This window comes from Dokdonella sp., assembly GCF_035703485.1.
Classification (GTDB): domain Bacteria; phylum Pseudomonadota; class Gammaproteobacteria; order Xanthomonadales; family Rhodanobacteraceae; genus Dokdonella.
Window position 1 is genome coordinate 1 of the sequence record NZ_DASSYD010000179.1, and the last position, 16,630, is coordinate 16,630.

Annotated in this window: 18 protein-coding genes; 8 read left to right on the top strand and 10 right to left on the bottom strand. The window is 59.1% G+C overall.

Translation table 11 applies throughout. The features are described 5' to 3' along the window. Together VFN25_RS13680 and VFN25_RS13685 are read left to right on the top strand one after the other, a co-directional pair. Positions 1 to 473, top strand: a 473-nt coding sequence (locus VFN25_RS13680) for an NAD(P)/FAD-dependent oxidoreductase (protein ID WP_325142846.1), incomplete at its 5' end; no start/stop codon positions are given. A gap of 20 nt (positions 474 to 493) precedes the next feature. Continuing rightward, positions 494 to 2,128, top strand: coding sequence for an NAD(P)/FAD-dependent oxidoreductase (locus VFN25_RS13685; protein ID WP_325142848.1), 1,635 nt, complete (start codon positions 494 to 496; stop codon positions 2,126 to 2,128). Between the two features lie 10 nt (positions 2,129 to 2,138). Here the strand turns inward: VFN25_RS13685 and VFN25_RS13690 are convergent, their stop codons facing one another. Further along, positions 2,139 to 2,585, bottom strand: a complete 447-nt coding sequence (locus VFN25_RS13690) for a hypothetical protein (protein ID WP_325142849.1) — start codon at positions 2,583 to 2,585, stop codon at positions 2,139 to 2,141. 168 nt (positions 2,586 to 2,753) lie between these two features. Between VFN25_RS13690 and VFN25_RS13695 the strand changes: the two genes are divergently transcribed. Continuing rightward, positions 2,754 to 3,938, top strand: a complete 1,185-nt coding sequence (locus tag VFN25_RS13695; protein WP_325142851.1) for an AI-2E family transporter — start codon at positions 2,754 to 2,756, stop codon at positions 3,936 to 3,938. A 35-nt stretch (positions 3,939 to 3,973) separates the two neighbouring features. On the opposite strand, the gene VFN25_RS13700 is transcribed toward VFN25_RS13695, so the two are convergent. From VFN25_RS13700 to VFN25_RS13710, 3 genes are read right to left on the bottom strand one after another with little or no spacing between them, the layout of a single operon-like run. Next, positions 3,974 to 4,927, bottom strand: coding sequence for a glutaminase (locus VFN25_RS13700; RefSeq protein WP_325142852.1), 954 nt, complete (start codon positions 4,925 to 4,927; stop codon positions 3,974 to 3,976). A gap of 35 nt (positions 4,928 to 4,962) precedes the next feature. Continuing rightward, positions 4,963 to 5,442, bottom strand: coding sequence for a peroxiredoxin-like family protein (locus VFN25_RS13705; RefSeq protein ID WP_325142854.1), 480 nt, complete (start codon positions 5,440 to 5,442; stop codon positions 4,963 to 4,965). Between the two features lie 6 nt (positions 5,443 to 5,448). Beyond that, positions 5,449 to 5,610, bottom strand: coding sequence for a hypothetical protein (locus tag VFN25_RS13710; RefSeq protein WP_325142855.1), 162 nt, complete (start codon positions 5,608 to 5,610; stop codon positions 5,449 to 5,451). Between the two features lie 251 nt (positions 5,611 to 5,861). Here VFN25_RS13710 and VFN25_RS13715 point away from each other — a divergent pair, with 251 nt between their 5' ends. Then, the gene (locus VFN25_RS13715) at positions 5,862 to 7,325 is read left to right on the top strand and encodes a chloride channel protein (RefSeq protein ID WP_325142856.1); all 1,464 of its coding nucleotides are present in this window, start codon (positions 5,862 to 5,864) and stop codon (positions 7,323 to 7,325) included. Here VFN25_RS13715 and VFN25_RS13720 read toward each other — a convergent pair whose 3' ends face one another. The 3 genes from VFN25_RS13720 to VFN25_RS13730 are packed head-to-tail and all read right to left on the bottom strand — an operon-like array spanning position 7,326 to position 8,711. Further along, positions 7,326 to 7,988, bottom strand: coding sequence for a diguanylate cyclase (locus VFN25_RS13720; RefSeq protein ID WP_325142857.1), 663 nt, complete (start codon positions 7,986 to 7,988; stop codon positions 7,326 to 7,328). Between the two features lie 18 nt (positions 7,989 to 8,006). Then, entirely contained in the window at positions 8,007 to 8,435 is a 429-nt protein-coding gene (locus VFN25_RS13725; protein ID WP_325142858.1) for a hypothetical protein, read from the bottom strand. 18 nt (positions 8,436 to 8,453) lie between these two features. Then, positions 8,454 to 8,711 (bottom strand): DUF3297 family protein, encoded by a 258-nt coding sequence (locus VFN25_RS13730; RefSeq protein ID WP_325142859.1) that lies wholly within the window; start codon positions 8,709 to 8,711, stop codon positions 8,454 to 8,456. 265 nt (positions 8,712 to 8,976) lie between these two features. Here VFN25_RS13730 and VFN25_RS13735 point away from each other — a divergent pair, with 265 nt between their 5' ends. Further along, positions 8,977 to 11,226 carry a serine/threonine protein kinase gene (locus VFN25_RS13735; RefSeq protein WP_325142860.1) on the top strand — a complete coding sequence of 750 codons (2,250 nt, stop codon included), beginning with the start codon at positions 8,977 to 8,979 and terminating at the stop codon, positions 11,224 to 11,226. Positions 11,227 to 11,331: 105 nt separating this feature from the next. On the opposite strand, the gene clpA is transcribed toward VFN25_RS13735, so the two are convergent. Together clpA and clpS are read right to left on the bottom strand one after the other, a co-directional pair. After that, positions 11,332 to 13,608, bottom strand: a complete 2,277-nt coding sequence (gene clpA, locus VFN25_RS13740; RefSeq protein WP_325142861.1) for an ATP-dependent Clp protease ATP-binding subunit ClpA — start codon at positions 13,606 to 13,608, stop codon at positions 11,332 to 11,334. A 47-nt stretch (positions 13,609 to 13,655) separates the two neighbouring features. Next, a complete protein-coding gene (clpS, locus tag VFN25_RS13745; protein ID WP_325142862.1) occupies positions 13,656 to 13,982 on the bottom strand; it encodes an ATP-dependent Clp protease adapter ClpS in 327 nt (108 codons plus the stop codon). Positions 13,983 to 14,174: 192 nt separating this feature from the next. Here clpS and VFN25_RS13750 point away from each other — a divergent pair, with 192 nt between their 5' ends. From VFN25_RS13750 to hflD, 3 genes are read left to right on the top strand one after another with little or no spacing between them, the layout of a single operon-like run. Continuing rightward, the gene (locus VFN25_RS13750; RefSeq protein WP_325142863.1) at positions 14,175 to 14,684 is read left to right on the top strand and encodes an NUDIX hydrolase; all 510 of its coding nucleotides are present in this window, start codon (positions 14,175 to 14,177) and stop codon (positions 14,682 to 14,684) included. A gap of 4 nt (positions 14,685 to 14,688) precedes the next feature. Beyond that, on the top strand, positions 14,689 to 15,819 hold the full coding sequence (gene mnmA, locus VFN25_RS13755) for a tRNA 2-thiouridine(34) synthase MnmA (protein WP_325142864.1): 1,131 nt from the start codon (positions 14,689 to 14,691) through the stop codon (positions 15,817 to 15,819). Positions 15,820 to 15,823: 4 nt separating this feature from the next. Further along, complete coding sequence (hflD, locus tag VFN25_RS13760) at positions 15,824 to 16,447, top strand: high frequency lysogenization protein HflD (RefSeq protein ID WP_325142865.1); 624 nt, start codon at positions 15,824 to 15,826, stop codon at positions 16,445 to 16,447. Here the strand turns inward: hflD and VFN25_RS13765 are convergent. Next, the coding region (locus VFN25_RS13765) for a hypothetical protein (protein WP_325142867.1) at positions 16,444 to 16,630 on the bottom strand (187 nt) is incomplete at its 5' end. The genes hflD and VFN25_RS13765 overlap by 4 nt on opposite strands.

Genomic DNA, 16,630 nt, shown 5'->3' on the forward strand with positions numbered 1-16,630 from the left:
GTCCGGCGATCCTGCAGATCTCCTCGTACTGGCAACCCGGAGATGAGCTTCGTCTCGATCTGCTGCCGGATATCGATGCATTCGATTTTCTTTGCGAACAGCAAACGGCACGACCGGCGGCGGAACTGAAAACGATTTTGAGCGAAGCCTTGCCTCGCCGCCTCGCTCAGCGTTTGTGCGAGATCTGGTTGCATAGCAGACCGATGCGCCAGTATCGCGAAGCCGAATTGCGCGGGCTCGCCGAGCAGCTCTCGAACTGGCCGATCATTGCCAGCGGTAGCGAGGGCTACCGCACCGCTGAAGTCACCCTGGGCGGCATCGATACCGATCAGCTTTCATCCAGCACGATGCAATCAAAGCTCGTCAACGGCCTGTACTTCATCGGCGAGGCGGTCGATGTGACCGGTCATCTGGGCGGCTACAATTTCCAATGGGCATGGGCGTCCGGCCATGCCGCCGGCAATGCGATCTGATCCTCGAAAGCGATTCCCACATGTTGCGACTGACTGAAATCAAGCTGCCGCTCGATCATGCCGCCGAGGCACTGCCCGCTGCGATCTGCGCGCGGCTGGGCTTGAGTGGCGATGAGCTGCTCGGTTTCACGATCTTCCGACGCGGCGTCGATGCGCGACGCCGGTCGGCGATCCATTTCATCTACACCGTCGATGTCGAGACCCGACGCGATGCGGCATTGCTGGCAACGTTCGCAAATGATCCGCACATCCGACCGACACCGGACACGAACTATCGGTTCGTTGCGGACGGTCAATCGATGCCGCCAGGGAATCGATTGCGGCCAGTCGTCATCGGCACCGGACCGTGCGGAATCCTGGCTGCGTTGATCCTCGCCCAGATGGGCCTGAATCCGCTGATCCTCGAACGCGGCAAGGCCGTTCGCGAACGGACAAGGGACACCTGGGGTTTCTGGCGCAAGAGCGTTCTCGATCCCGAATCTAACGTCCAGTTCGGCGAAGGTGGTGCCGGCACGTTTTCCGACGGCAAGCTGTACAGCCAGATCAAGGATCCGCGTCACTACGGACGCAAGGTGTTGACCGAATTCGTCAAGGCCGGTGCACCGGAGGAAATCCTCTACGTCAGCAAGCCACACATCGGCACCTTTCGCCTGGTCAAGATGGTCGAACACATGCGTGCGACGATCGAAGCCCTCGGTGGCGAGTTTCGCTTTTCATCCCGGGTGGATGACATCCTCATTGAAAATGGCCACGTTCGCGGATTGAGTCTGGCGGATGGCGAGCAGATTCCTGCTGATCACGTGGTTCTGGCGATTGGCCACAGCGCTCGTGATACGTTTGAGATGCTCCACGCGCGCGGCATCTTTATCGAGGCCAAGCCATTCTCGATCGGCTGCCGAATCGAGCATCCGCAGTCACTCATCGATCGCGCTCGCTACGGACCCAGCGCCGGCCACCCGCTGCTCGGCGCTGCAGATTACAAACTCGTTCACCACGCCAGCAACGGACGTTCGGTCTACAGCTTTTGCATGTGTCCTGGCGGCACCGTCGTTGCTGCGGCATCAGAACCTGGGCGCTTGGTCACCAATGGCATGAGTCAATATTCGCGCGACGAACGAAATGCCAACAGCGCCATCGTTGTTGCCATCACGCCAGAAGACTATCCGGGCCATCCACTCGCCGGCGTCGCCTTCCAGCGTCATTGGGAAGAGCGAGCCTTCGTTCTTGGCGGATCCAACTACAACGCACCTGCCCAACGGGTCGGTGATTTCATAGCCGGCAGCCCGTCATCGCAGTTTGGCAACGTGCTGCCTTCGTACAAGCCCGGCGTGCATCTGTGCGACCTGGCCACCGCCCTGCCCGACTTTGCCTTGCATGCCATGCGTGAAGCGATACCGGCTTTCGACAAGCAGATTCGTGGTTTCAGCCATGCCGACACACTGCTCACGGCGATCGAAACTCGCACCTCGTCGCCAATCCGCATCAAGCGCAATGACGATGACTTGCAGAGCCTCAACACGCGTGGGCTGTTTCCTGCTGGCGAAGGTGCAGGCTACGCGGGTGGAATCCTTTCGGCCGCCGTTGATGGAATCAAGGTAGCCGAGGCCCTGGCGCAATCGCTACTGGCCAATGCCACGAGTCATTCATCGGGTTGACGCGGGTCACTCACAGAACCGATTGCTTGGGATAGCTGATCTTGTGAATGCCCGCGCGATGGTAGCGGCGCGCATAGATCGGATGGGCGAACTTCAAAATCTCGATGACGCGGTCCGTGGTTTCCTGGTCCGGCGCGTAGACGAACAGGAATGCGCCGCCGCGTTGCGCAGTCTTGCGGTCATCATCGATGTAGCCTAATTCGGTTCCCACAGCACGAACAAGCTCCTGGCCCGCCCTCTCGGCCAGATTCGATCCCTCGAGCGACTCCAGTCTATCGGCCAGAAACGGGCCGTCGACAACGGCGACATTGTCCTCGGCAAAGTGCGCATCGAGAAAGCGCTGACGAATCTCATTGGCTCGCACTTCGTTGTCGAACGCGGCAAGCACGTAGTGAAGCGGGTAGAACACACCCATGGATGAGTCCGATTCCTTGAAGAAGTCCCAATGTTCTCTCATGGCCGTCTCTCCTCGTTACATGCGTTCGACAAACTTAGCCAACCCGAACCGACTCCGCGATGAACACCGGGATCCAACCGGATCGCACCTGAACGTCGAATTCGGAAACACACCCTGTTCACCAAAACACATGCAGAATGGCGCAATGTCCTGATTCCGGATCCGCGCATGAGTGTCAACGAGACTGACCCACCCGTTTCGGATCAACCCTTTCCAACGGCAGAAGTTGAAGTTGCTCCGGAGCCTGGCTCTGATTCCGAGGTCCGCCCGAGACCTACCCGTGGTGCACTGAATCGCGCGGTTCGCGAATCGCAGCTTGAAGTCAATGCAGGCATTCACCGCTTGCTGGGGATGCTCGTACTTCTGGGAACGCTGTACACCTGCTACTTCGCCAGTGAGCTGATTCTTCCCATCTTGCTTGCGGCGTTTTTCGCCTTGCTGTTGAGCCCGGTCATGAAGCGTCTCACCAGTGGCTGGCTGCCTCGCTGGATTGCCGCCTTTCTGTTGATCGCCGTTTCCATGGCGACGCTGGTCGGCATCGGCAATGCCTTGTACGCGCCGGCCTCGGAGTGGGCCAGTCGTGCGCCCCGCGTGATCCACAACGTGACACCGAAGATCAAATCGCTGATGCGCCCGCTCACGGAAGCCAACAAGATGGGCGATTCACTCAACGAAATGACCGGTGAAAAAAAGAGCCCGCAACGCGTCGTGGTGCAAGCGCCGGATCGCCCCAGCCTGCTTTCGACCACGCCGAGAGTTCTTGCCAGTGTATTGGCCGTGGTCCTGCTGACCTACTTCTTCCTGCTCTATGGCGAGACGCTGATGCGACGAACGCTGATGATGCGTTCGACCTGGCAGCAGAAGCGAGTAACGGTCGATATCATTCGATCAATCCAGAGCGACATTTCCCGCTATTTCCTGACCGTATGTTCGACCAGCATTGCCCTGGGTTGCGCGACGACGTTCCTGCTCTGGATGCTCGATGTCGACACGCCCCTGCTCTGGGGTGCGCTGGCTGCCATGCTCAACCTGACCCCCTATGTCGGCCCGATGATCATGGCCGCAATGCTGGCCATCGTCGGTTTGTCCCAGTTCCCGAGCCTTGGTGCTGCGATGCTGCCGGCGGCGGGCTATCTCGGTTTGCATCTGCTCGAAAGTCAGATTGCGACGCCGCTTGCGATCGGCCGCTCGATCAGTCTCAGCCCTCTCGCCATCATCCTCTGGCTGCTGATCTGGGGCTGGATGTGGGGAATACTGGGTCTGCTGCTGGCGGTACCGATGCTGGTCTGCGTCAAGGTCATCTGCAGTCGTGTCGAGGGCCTTGAGCGCTGGGCGATTTTACTTGAGAAATAGACTGTAACTCATTGATATCAAGTGAATTTAAAGCGCTAAAATATTGACAGGCCGGTCAATTCGGTGAAGCGACCGAGTGCGGCAGCCCCGGCAAGCGAGTTGCCCTTTTCATCCAGTCCGGGCGACCAGACCACGACGGTCATCACGCTCGGTACCACTGCGACGATACCGCCACCCACACCACTCTTGGCTGGCAGTCCGACGCGGAATGCGAATTCGCCCGCTGCGTCATAGGTGCCGCAGGTCATCATCAGGGCATTGATGCGTTTGACCCGGTCCGGCTTGATCACCGACTCTCCGCTGCGCTGGCAAATTCCGCCATTGGCGAGATGCAGGAAGGCGTGGGCCAGGTCGGCACAGCTCATCTGCAAGGCGCATTGGTGGAAATAGAAATCGAGAACGTCATCGACCTTGTTCTCGATATTGTTGAAGCTGCGCAGGAAATTGGCCAGGGCGAAGTTCCTGAATCCGGCATCACGTTCGGAGATGGCCACCTCCTCATCCATGATGATGGCCTGATTGTCGGCTCGATCACGGACAAATTCGAGCAACTTTTGCCGTGCGTTGGATGTATGCGACAGGACGACGTCGGCAATGACATGCGCACCGGCATTGATGAAAGGATTGCGTGGAATGCCCCGCTCTCGTTCAAGCTGGACGAGCGAGTTGAACGCGTTGCCTGAAGGTTCTCGCCCGACCCGCTTCCAGAGATCACTTCCCAAGGCTTCCAGAGCGAGATTCAGGGTAAATACCTTCGAGATGCTCTGGATCGAGAACAATTCATCCGTATCACCTTCGGTGTACAGCGCACCATCGAGCGTGGCGACTGCCATGCCGAAGCGGTTGGCCGGAACGCAAGCCAGTCGCGGAATATAGCTGGCTACCTTGCCTTGGCCGATGAGCGGTCGGACTTCTTCGTGGATGCGCGCCAGAACCTTCGGGATATCAAGGTCTGCGCTGGAACCGTATTGAGATCGTATGGGCGTCATGCGTGCATGGTCGCATGCACGCATGGATGACCCAACTACTGCTTCTTCGGCTTGACCATCTGCTTGTGCCCGGCGATGGCTTCTGCCGCCGCCAGGATCACGCTGCCAGGTACGCGCACCTTGTAGTCGGGGTGCGTGAACGAGAACTGCAGCTTGTGTGCGCGGTCGACAATGAACACTGAGGAAACGGGCAAGGCATGGTGACTTTCGCCAGAAGCCTTTTCGAGATCGATGCCGTAGCCCTGATATTTCCTGATCGTCTCGTCATCCACGCGAAAGGCGATGCCGAATGCCTTCAATGCAGCGGCCTTGCTGTCGGACAACAAGGTGTAGTCGAGCTTGTCCCGGGTCATCGTTCTGGCCAGTTCTTCGGGTCGATCGGGACTGATGGCAATGACGTGATAGCCGAGCGCCTCAACATCCTTGATGATCAGGCGCAGATCGCTCAATTGCGTATTGCAGTAGGGACACCAGCCGCCACGGTAGAAGACGAGGATCGCGGGCTTGCCATCCATCTGCTTCTACAGAGTGGTGTCCTTCCCGTCGAGTGTCTTCAGGACGACGTCAGGGGCCTCGCTGCCCAGCAGCAGTGGATGCACTTCGGCCGCCGATGCTGCAATTTCGCCTGCGGCAAACAAGGGCGGGCTGAGCAGCAGCAGGGCGATGAGCAAATAGCGAAACATGGAATTCTCCGAAGGTATGAAGGGAGAGAAGACAGGTTCAAGGTGAATCTTCTTGCATCGTCACGCAAACCTGGTCGCGTAGAGCCAGTTGCTCGTTGCTCTGCAAGGATGGCAAGCAAGATAGAGGAAACTTTGCGCCATGTATCATGGTCAGTCCCGATCCGCGCATTCTGCGAACACCCATGAGCCAGGTTCCGCCAGACGATCCCCATGATCACCCACCCGTGTCATGGCGCGCGGCGGTTCACCGCATGTTTTCACTCGTGCAGTGGCGTCGGCGCATATTGTTCTGGTCCGGCGCCATCATGGTCGGTCTTGCCGCCGTCGGATTCGCGCGCCTCGCCGACCACGCTTTTGAACTGTTCAAGACCATTGTTGCGCACAATGCCTATTGGCCTTTCCTGCTGACACCGGCGGTTTTTGCCCTGTTGGCCTGGCTCACCCAGGGCTTTCTGAAACCCACTCGTGGCTCTGGCATCCCGCAGGCTATCGCTGCCTTGCAGGTGAATGACGAGCCGTTCCGGCACGGCCTGCTTTCCTTACGGGTGGCGCTCGGCAAAATGGGCTTGACCCTTGTCGCGCTGATCGGCGGCGCATCGATTGGGCGTGAGGGTCCGACCGTCCATGTGGGAGCAGGATTGCTCTATTCGCTGGGGCATCGATTCGGCTTCGACGATCCGGCGGCGAGCGCGCGCTTCATTCTTGCCGGCTCTGCAGCGGGCCTTGCAGCGGCTTTCAACACGCCACTGGCTGGCGTGGTCTTCGCGATCGAGGAAATGAGCGGTGCCCTCGAGCATCGCATGAGCGGCATTCTCCTGACCGCCGTGATCATCGCCGGCGTGGTTTCACTCGGCATCCTCGGCAACTACGCCTATTTCGGGCATATCAACATCGGCTTGCCGCTCGGCAAGGCGTGGCTCGCTGTGCTGGTTACCGGCGCATTGTGCGGAATTGCCGGTGGCATGTTTGCACGCCTCATTCTTCCCGACGATGGCGGATTTCGCGGCTTCGTCGGTCGCTTGCGCAAGCGTCAGCCAGTGGTTTTTGCGGCGGCCTGCGGAATGGCCCTGGTTCTGCTGAGCCAACTTTCGGAAGTCGGCTTGTATGGCACCGGATACGATCAGGCCCGATCCATTCTCGAAGGTCAGATGACCCAGACCGAGGCCTACGGCTTGTTGAAATTTTGCGGCAATATCGCCTCGTATTGGGCCGGCATACCGGGTGGCATCTTTTCACCGGCACTCTCGGTCGGTGCGGGATTCGGCGCGAACATCAGCGCTTTTCTACCCGGGACCGACCCGTCCGCCGTAGTCCTGCTGGCCATGGCCGCCTATCTCGCCGGGGTGACCCAGTCACCGCTGACCGCAGCCGTCATTTCGATGGAATTGACCGCCAATCAGCAAATGTTCCTGCCCATTCTTGCGGCCTGTCTGCTGGCCAGGGCGAGCTCTTCGCTGGTTTGTCGCAAACCGGTCTATCGTGCCCTTTCCGACAACCTGATCGAAGCCTACGAGAAATTGCGAGCGGAAACCGAAAGCACGGAGCTGAAGTTTTCCACGGCCGCTGACCTGCCCATTGTGGATGAGCCCGAGTCAGCGCAAGGCGTGCCTTCGTCAGTGGCTGATTCCGGCGCGATCCCGGAAAGCAGCAAGACAAGCGACGCGACGCAGACCGGAATTCATCCAGTCAAGCCGCAGGACCCTCCCGTCGCTTGATCAGCATTGAGGAACCGAGCGGGCGACAATCGTATTGCGTCCCTTGCCCTTGGCCAGATAGAGCGCCTTGTCGGCCATGCCAACCAGTGCCTCGCAAGTCAGCTTTGTCGATGGCTGGACCGAGGCGACGCCGATACTTGCGGTGACGACGTGTGCAATCGGAGAAGTCGGATGTTCGATGCCGAGTTCGACAATTGAGCGCCTGAGCTGCTCAGCGATATGCCGAGCCCCGGCCAGATCACGTCCAGGCAGAATGACGGCGAACTCCTCGCCGCCGAAGCGAGCAACAAGATCTGCTGCCTCGAATTGCCCGGCGCAATGTTGCGCCAGGAGGCGCAGGCATTCATCACCGTGCTGATGACCGTGAGAGTCGTTGAGCAGCTTGAAGCAATCGACATCGGCCAAAAGCAACGACAACGGAGAGTCGAGAGCAAGATGGCGGTTCCAGGCCTTCTTCAACTCCTCGTCGAAACAGCGCCGATTGGCGATTCCGGTCAGGCCATCGCTCTTCGAAAGCTGTAGCAGCTTCTGGTTGGCGACCTCCAGCTCATTCACAACCAGGGCTAGCCGCACAGCGCCTGCAATCTGCAACGCGATCGCATCGAATACCGAGCAGACTTCGCGGGTAAAGAAGTCGGAGCGTGTACTTTCCAGATTCAGCACGCCATGCAGAACACCTCGCTACTGGATAGGCACGAGGTATTCCGAGCACACCAGACTATTGCCGGCGACGTAGTCAGGATCATCCGTGACATCAGCGATCAACTGAGCCTGGCGGGTTCGGACACAGCGTCCGGCAGCACCGAGTTCGACCGGCCAGGGCAACTCGCTTGGCAGGACCAGGTCGATATGTCCCGAGCAAACTTCATCGATGAAGAACGAATGGCTTTCATCAAGCAGGATGATGCTGGCGACGGTTACCGGGAGGCGCGTGATGATGCAATCGACGATTCGCTTGAGTACCGCCTTCAGCGAATCACCCTGCAATGCCTCGCTGGAAACTTCAGCCAGGATGTCGGCCAGCATGATTTGCCGATTGGCAGCCGCTTGCTTGGTCCACGCCGCATGAGGCGACAGCGGCGCCACTAGCGCCCGTGCCGAACTTGCCATGCATCCTCCCCCGGACGATCAGGTTGCCTCTTCTTGAGCTCCGTCAAGAAAGTACGGCACCACTTCGCCCTTGATTTTCAAGGTAATCGGCCTTCCCCGGCGGTCGAGCGACTTGCCCGCGGCCACGCGAATCCAGCCTTCGCTGACACAATACTCCTCTACGGTCGTGCGTTCCTCCCCGTTGAATCGAATGCCGATGCCGCGCGCCAGCAGCGCCTCATCATGGAACGGGCTCTTGGGGTCGACCGAAAGGCGATCTGGAAGTGTTTCAGACATTCAGCATGCTCCGCTTCTGATTTTCACAAGATGGAATGCCAATCGTACGTGATCAGCCATTTCAACGCCGCAACTGGCGCAGGTTTGCGCTTGGGGTACGGCAGCGCGTCGGCGAACGGACAAGATTCGCGGCCATTCGGGCCCGATTGGCGATGGCACCGGCAAGGCGCGTGGTCGAGGATGAAACCCGAATGTCCAAAGGGTTCGTTTTTCCCGGCAAAGACGTCTATGGTTCCCTGCCCGGCACATTCATGTAGACCCGCGCATGCATTCCGACGACGACAAGACCCGTTTGATCTCCAGGCCCAGTTCCGACGCCGCAACACACGTTGTCAGCGTGCCGATGGATTTGACTCTTCGCCTTGGCGATGTCGCCACGGTGCAGATGACCGCAGCAGCGGCGGATGACGATTCGGAAACGCTTCCAATCGATTCGTCGCAACAAGGAAATCATCAGCCCGAGCCGAACAAGGTGCCGAGTCCCGGCAACACTTCCGGGAACGGCGATCCGTCGGCAACAGAAGGCGATCGTGTTCGCTATGTCATCGTCGGCGAGGCCGGCCGCGGCGGCATGGCAACCGTGCATATCGCCCATGATCCGGCACTGCTTCGGAAGGTGGCCCTCAAGCAACTTTCCGATGATCTGCGTGGTGTCGACCAGGCTCATCTGCGCTTTTTGCGCGAAGTCCAGGTCACCGCTCAGCTTGATCACCCCTACATCGTTCCTGTGTATGGGCTTGAAGTGGCTCCCGGGGGTGCGCCTGCCTATGCGATGAAGCTGGTTACCGGGCAAACGATTTTCGACTATCTGCAGGAAACGATTGCGGCCTACGATGCTGGTAACAAGCCGGATGAAGCGCACAGTCTTTCTGCGCGCATCGAGCATCTGGTCAAGATTTGCGAGGCGGTCGATTACGCCCACGGCAAGGGTGTCATTCACCGTGACCTCAAGCCGGCCAACATCATGCTTGGCGAGCATGGCGAAATCTATGTGATGGATTGGGGCATCTGCCGACTGTTCGCCGATTCCGGTCCCGAAGACGATATTGGCGCCAGCCTCAGCGACAGCACGGGAGGAGTCCAGACCGAGTACGGCACCGTCGTTGGTACTCCGCGCTACATGTCGCCCGAGCAGGCGCAAGGCCGGGTTGATGAAATAGGCCCGCACAGCGATCAATGTGCGCTTGGATTGATGCTGTTTGAAATCGTCACCCTCAAGGCACCGTTCGCCGGACGCACCCCACAGGAAGTTCTGCGCAACGCGGCTTCGGCGCATCGCGTCGCACTCAGTCATGCGTTTGAACGACGCGCCATCGATGCTCCGCTTCGGGCGATCATCGAACGGGCAACGCGCAAGGATCCGCGGCAGCGCTATTCGAGCGTTGGCGAACTGGCGGACGATTTGCGCCGCTACCTGCGCGGGGAGCCGGTGCACGCCCTGCCCGACTCAACCTGGCAGCGTGCGCAGCGATTCGCCGGCCATCATCGACAAGGCATGCTGCTATCGCTGGTCGGCTTGATTGCTGCGGCATCGCTGGGCTTCCTCGCCCTGAATTGGCACCATGAAAGGCTTGCTGACGCAGCCCGCGCACTGGAGAGCCAACAACGCGACTTGATGGAGCATGTCGCGCATGAAGGCGACAAGCTGCAGATGCAGTTGGCGCTGGTGCAGAGTCAACTGGAATCCCTGGCCCTGGCCGCCGCCCAGCTCGCTCAATTCGGCACACCGGATCGCAATGCGCAAATCTATTGGGATGAAGACTTCCTCGACCCCTCCACACGGCCGCCGGATTTCGCATTGAATCCACAAACCGGGCGCGAAGTGAGTACCCAATCGGCGACGTGGAGTGTCGCTCCGGGAATCGATCGCATCGCACTTGTGCCTCTTGCGCAACGTCTGTCGCACCTTCGGGGCTATCGCAACCAGCTACTTGAACTGACCCGAAACAGTCTCGGCGGCGGGCAATACGCGAGCGGTTTGATCGAACTCAAGCTCGCTCTGCAGCAAGGTTTGTTCATGCACTATCCCGGCCACGTTCTTGTGCAGGCAGACGATCTTCGCCAAAGCGTTTGGTATGGCGATGTCAAGGCACAATCCGGATCGCGCTGGGGTCTCCCTCACGTCGACGCCGAGGGCGACGATGTGCTGTTGTCGCTGACCAGCCCCTTGCGCGATCCTGACGGCGGGTTCCTCGGTGCGCTTTCGATGGATGTCGCCGTGGATTTCATCGTTCACAACCTGCTGCGAACGGATGACGGCCACGTTCTGATCCTGCTCGATGCTGACGCTCGCGTTCTCGCTTCGGAGGATTTGCTGACCGAACCGGTCGTCGGCACGGGGGCCGTACTGCTTGAGCCATTTGGCGATGCAACGTTGCGCAAGGCTTTCAAGGAGGATGAAGTGGGCGCGGTTGCGACGACTCTGTCAGGCAGGAGCGTAAGTGTCGCTTTCGACCATATCCAGCCGCTGGGCTGGATCCTGGTCCTGGTCTCCGAAGATTCGCAAGCTCAATGAGATCGGGCAGTCGGTCCGTTTTGCCAGCAAGCATCTTGCCCGCGCAGCGCAGGCTCTGACTGGAGCCTGCGCTGGCAACCGAAAACCGTGATCAAGGTTTGCCGTCTACTCAACAACCGCCGGCAATTTCTCCGACGCTTCCGTTTCGACCTTGAGCTTGTCATCACGAACGCTCAGTCGAACCTTGCCGCCACCATGGAGTTCACCGAACAGAAGTTCATCGGCAAGTGCGCGTTTGATGTTGTCCTGAATGACGCGGGCCATGGGCCTCGCACCCATTTGCGGATCAAAGCCATGCTCGGCCAGCCATTTGCGTGCATCGGCACCGACATCAAGCGACACATGTTTTTCCAGGAGCTGTGCTTCAAGTTCAATCAGGAACTTGTCGACGACGCGCAGGATGTGGTCGAAGTCGAGCGCGCCGAACTGAACGATCGCATCGAGGCGATTGCGGAATTCGGGCGTGAACGCCTTGCGAATGATTTCCATCGCGTCGGAGGCATGGTTCTGATCGACAAAGCCGATCGTTCGCCGGGCCGCGGTCTGCGCGCCGGCGTTGGTCGTCATCACCACGATCACATTCTTGAAGTTCGCTTCGCGGCCGTTGGTGTCGGTCAGCGCGCCACGATCCATGATCTGCAGCAGCACGTTGTAGACATCGGGATGGGCCTTCTCGATCTCGTCGAGCAGGAGCACGCAATGCGGATGCTTGACGATCTGCTCAGTCAACAGACCACCCTGATCAAAGCCGACGTATCCCGGAGGCGCGCCGATCAGACGTGATACCGAATGCGCTTCCATGTATTCGGACATGTCGAATCGAACCAGCTCGACACCGAGTTGCAAGGCAAGTTGTCGGGTGACTTCGGTCTTGCCGACACCGGTCGGACCGGCAAACAGGAAGTTGCCGATCGGCTTGTCCGGATCACCGAGCCCGGAGCGCGCCATCTTGATCGCGCTGGTCAACGCTTCAATCGCCGAGTCCTGGCCGAACACAACCATCTTGAGGTTGCGATCGAGATTGCGCAGGACATCACGATCAGAAGCCGAGACCTGCTTTGGCGGAATACGCGCCATGCGCGCCACGATGTACTCGATCTCGGGCACATCAACGGTGCCTGACCGCTCTGCTTCCGGCAGCAGGCGCTGACGAGCACCGGCTTCATCAATGACATCAATGGCCTTGTCTGGCAGCAGACGATCGGTGATGTGCTTGACCGACAGATCGACCGCTGCTTTCAGGGCATCACCGGTGTATTCGACATGATGATGCTCCTCGAAACGGGATTTGAGGCCGTTGAGGATCTCGACACTCTCGGCAATGCTCGGTTCAATCACGTCAATCTTCTGGAATCGCCGAGCCAGCGCCCTGTCCTTCTCGAACACGCCGCGATACTCCTGGAAGGTCGTCGAGCCGATGCAGCGCATCTCGCCGGAAGCCAGCATCGGCTTGATCAGGTTCGATGCATCCATGGTTCCACCCGATGCCGAACCCGCACCGATGATGGTGTGGATCTCGTCGATGAAGAGGATAGCGCCGGGTTCCTTGCGCAACTGGTTGATGACGGCCTTGAGGCGCTTTTCGAAGTCGCCGCGATACTTGGTGCCCGCAACCAGCGCACCCAGATCGAGCGCGTAGATGATTGCGTCCTTGAGCACATCAGGGACCTGACCCTCGACAATGCGTTTGGCCAGGCCCTCGGCCAATGCGGTCTTGCCGACTCCGGCCTCGCCGACAAAAAGCGGATTGTTCTTGCGCCGTCGACACAACACCTGAATTGTGCGCTCGATTTCCAGTTCACGTCCGATCAACGGATCGATCTTGCCCTGACTGGCCAGTTCGTTGAGATTGTTGGCGAAATCATTCAGCGGGTTTCCGCGTGGTTCATCGCCCGCCTCGCCTTCGCGATTTGGCGCGTCGGCACCCGATTCCTGAGCCGATTCATCGCTCAGCTTGGCAATGCCATGCGAGAGAAAATTGACCACATCAAGCCGGTTCACATCCTGCTGGCCGAGGAAGTAGACCGCATGTGAATCCTTTTCACCGAAGATCGCGACCAGCACATTGGCGCCGGTAACCTCTTTGCGACCGGATGACTGCACGTGATAGACCGCTCGCTGCAACACGCGCTGGAAACCGAGCGTCGGTTGCGTATCGCGCTCGTCCGCTTGCGGAAGCACGGGCACGGTTTCGGCGATAATCGAGCGCAAGTCACGACCGAGTTTGTCGGCTTCCGCTCCGCAGGCGCGCAATACCTGGATGGCTGATGGGTTTTCGAGCAACGCGAGCAACAAATGCTCCACCGTCATGAATTCATGACGCTGCTCTCTGGCCTCCTTGTAGCACTGGCCGATGGTGAGTTCTAGATCCTTGCTGAACATCCGTTATTGCCTCGCTGGATGACTGATGCATCGGATATGAGGGTGTATCAGGCTTTTTCCATGGTGCACAGCAGGGGATGCTGATGTGTTCTCGAAAATTCGTTGACCTGAGTCACCTTCGTTTCTGCAACTTCCCGGGTGTACACGCCGCACACGCCCTTGCCGCGCGTATGTACATGCAACATGACCTGGGTGGCGCGTTCGCGATCCAGGGTGAAAAAGGTTTCCAGCACAACGACAACGAAATCCATCGGCGTGAAGTCGTCGTTGAGGATCACGACCTGATACATCGGCGGTTTGGCCACCTGCGGCGGCGCAACCTCCACGGCAATGCCGTGTTCGTGATCATTTTCGTGTTGTGGATCCTGGGGCATGGTTCAGTTGGGTGTTCAGTGTTGGCTATCAGTATAGGTTGAGCCGATCATGGTTCAAGGGCGAATTGTGCAACTACACCTGCAGATTGTCGGATTTTTCGGGTTGAGGCCGAAAATCGATCATCAGATCAGGTCGAGTCGCAATTGCAGTTTTACCAGGCAAAGTCCGTCAGGCTGCTAAACTTCCCGACCATGAGCATTGATCAAATCCAATCGACGGCACTCGAAACCGAGCCTCGGGTCTGGTGCCCACAGGTAACCGTGGCTACCGTTGTACCGAGGGGCCGGCACTTTTTGCTGGTCGAAGAACAAGTCCATGGTCGCACGGTCATCAATCAACCGGCCGGGCACCTCGAGCCCGATGAAAGCCTGCAATCGGCGGCCATACGTGAAACCCTCGAGGAAACCGGTTGGGATGTCGAACTGGATTGTCTGATCGGCGTGCAACAATGGGTCAGCAGTCAATCCGGAAGCCAGTTCGTCCGCTTCACCTTTGCCGCTCACCCGGTTTACCACGATCCCTCGCGCCCACTGGACAGGGGCATCTTGCGCGCGCTGTGGCTGGATCGCGACGAAATCATCGCTGCCGGCGACCGTCTGCGCAGTCCCTTGATCCTGCACAGCATCGACGATTGGCTCGCCGGCAGACACTTGCCGCTGAACAGCGTCAGCCAACTTGCGCCCGGTACCCCGTCGATCTGATCCGATGACAAACGGACTGACCATGATCGGCGTTTCAGGTGGCGTCGATTCCTCTGTTGCTGCCTTGCTGCTGGCCCGGCGCGGAATGCCGCTGGCCGGCCTGTTCATGCAGAACTGGGAAGAAGACGAACGCTTCGGTCCTTGCCGCGCTGCCGAGGATCGCAAGGACGCCGTGGCCATCTGCGCGCAACTCGGTATTCCGTTTCACGCGCGAAATTTTGCCCGCGAGTACTGGGATCAGGTGTTTGAGCACTTTCTGTCCGAATACCGCGTCGGGCGCACGCCGAACCCTGATGTGTTGTGCAACCGTGAAATCAAGTTCAAGACCTTCCTCGATCATGCCCGCGATCTCGGTGCGGACCGTATCGCCACCGGACATTACGCTCGAAATGATTGCCGGGATGGCCAATGGCGATTGTTGCGCGGGCGCGACGACAACAAGGATCAAAGCTATTTTCTCTATGCGCTGGGTCAGGATCAGCTCGCGGCGACCTTGTTTCCGGTCGGCGAACTGGCTAAACCTGAAGTGCGCCGCATCGCCCGCGAAGCCGGTTTGTCCATCCATGCGAAAAAAGACTCAACCGGCATCTGCTTTATTGGCGAGCGCGATATCCGCGAATTCCTTGGCCGTTATATTCCCGCCCAGACCGGTCAGATCCTGACTCCGCAAGGCGCGCGTGTTGGCGAACATCAAGGCGCCTGGTATTACACCCTTGGTCAACGTGGTGGGCTCGGCATCGGTGGTCGCCGTGATTCCAGCGGCGAACCCTGGTATGTGGTCGGCAAGGATGTCGGCAAGAACATCCTGTATGCGGTGCAAGGCAATGCCAATCAGTGGTTGCAATCGACTCGGCTGGTCGCAAGTGAACTGAGTTGGGTTTCCGGCTCTGCTCCGACCGCTGAATTCCGTTGCAGCGCGAAAATCCGTTACCGTCAACCTGATCAGGAGTGTCTGGTGAGGGTCAATGGAAATGAATGCCACGTCCAGTTCGATCAAGCCCAGCGCGCGGCGACACCGGGTCAATCGATTGTCTTCTACGATGGCGAATGCTGTCTGGGCGGCGGCGTGATCGAACGCAGCAATGCACCCTTTGGCGGCTGGCGGACAAGTGATGGGCCCCATGCACAGGACTAATCACATGCGTGAATCCCGCGTAATCGCTCTTGCCGGGGTATATCAGGCTTGTGCCCTCGTCCACTCGATAGCCACGGAAGGGCGCGCGGACAGCGTCGCTGTCGAATCGAGTCTGGCCAGCCTGTTCCGTATCGACAGCGACAGCGCCGCCGATGCCTTCGGCGGATTGCCGGGCGTACGACTGGGGATCGAGCAATTGATCAGCAGTTTCAGCGGCGACCACCAGTCAGTTGCCGTCGCGCGGCTGGTACTCGGCGTTCTCAGGCTCGAACGCAAGCTCGCCAGCCGCAAGCAAATGCTTCAGCAACTGCGTGAAGGCATCGATTCCATCCAGCGCCAGGTTGATCATCTCGGCGTCGATCACGCCACGGTCAAGGTTCGGTTGGCCGATCTCTACAGCGAAACCTTGTCGCAACTGAAGCCGCGCATCGTCGTTCATGGCAATCCGACCCATCTGTCCGATCCGAAACGCGTCGAGCAGATTCGTGCCTTGCTGCTGGCCGCAATTCGCGCGGCCGTGCTCTGGCGCCAGGTCGGCGGCAGCCAATGGCGACTGCTCCTGCGACGTGGCGAGTACACGATGCTGGCCCGCGGCTTGCTAACCCGCTGCACGCTTGATCGGGGCTAACAGCCTGTCAAGGCGACGCTGATCAGCGTTGCCTTAAGGCATCGCTGATCAAGTGGCGCAATCGTCACGACGCCTGTCTGCGTGCAGATCGCGGCGCGCTGGCGCAGATGCACTGGCCGTGCTTCAAGCCAGCGCAACAAAGAGCTGCGCGCAGACAGGTGTCGCCTAACCGATTGTTTTTGT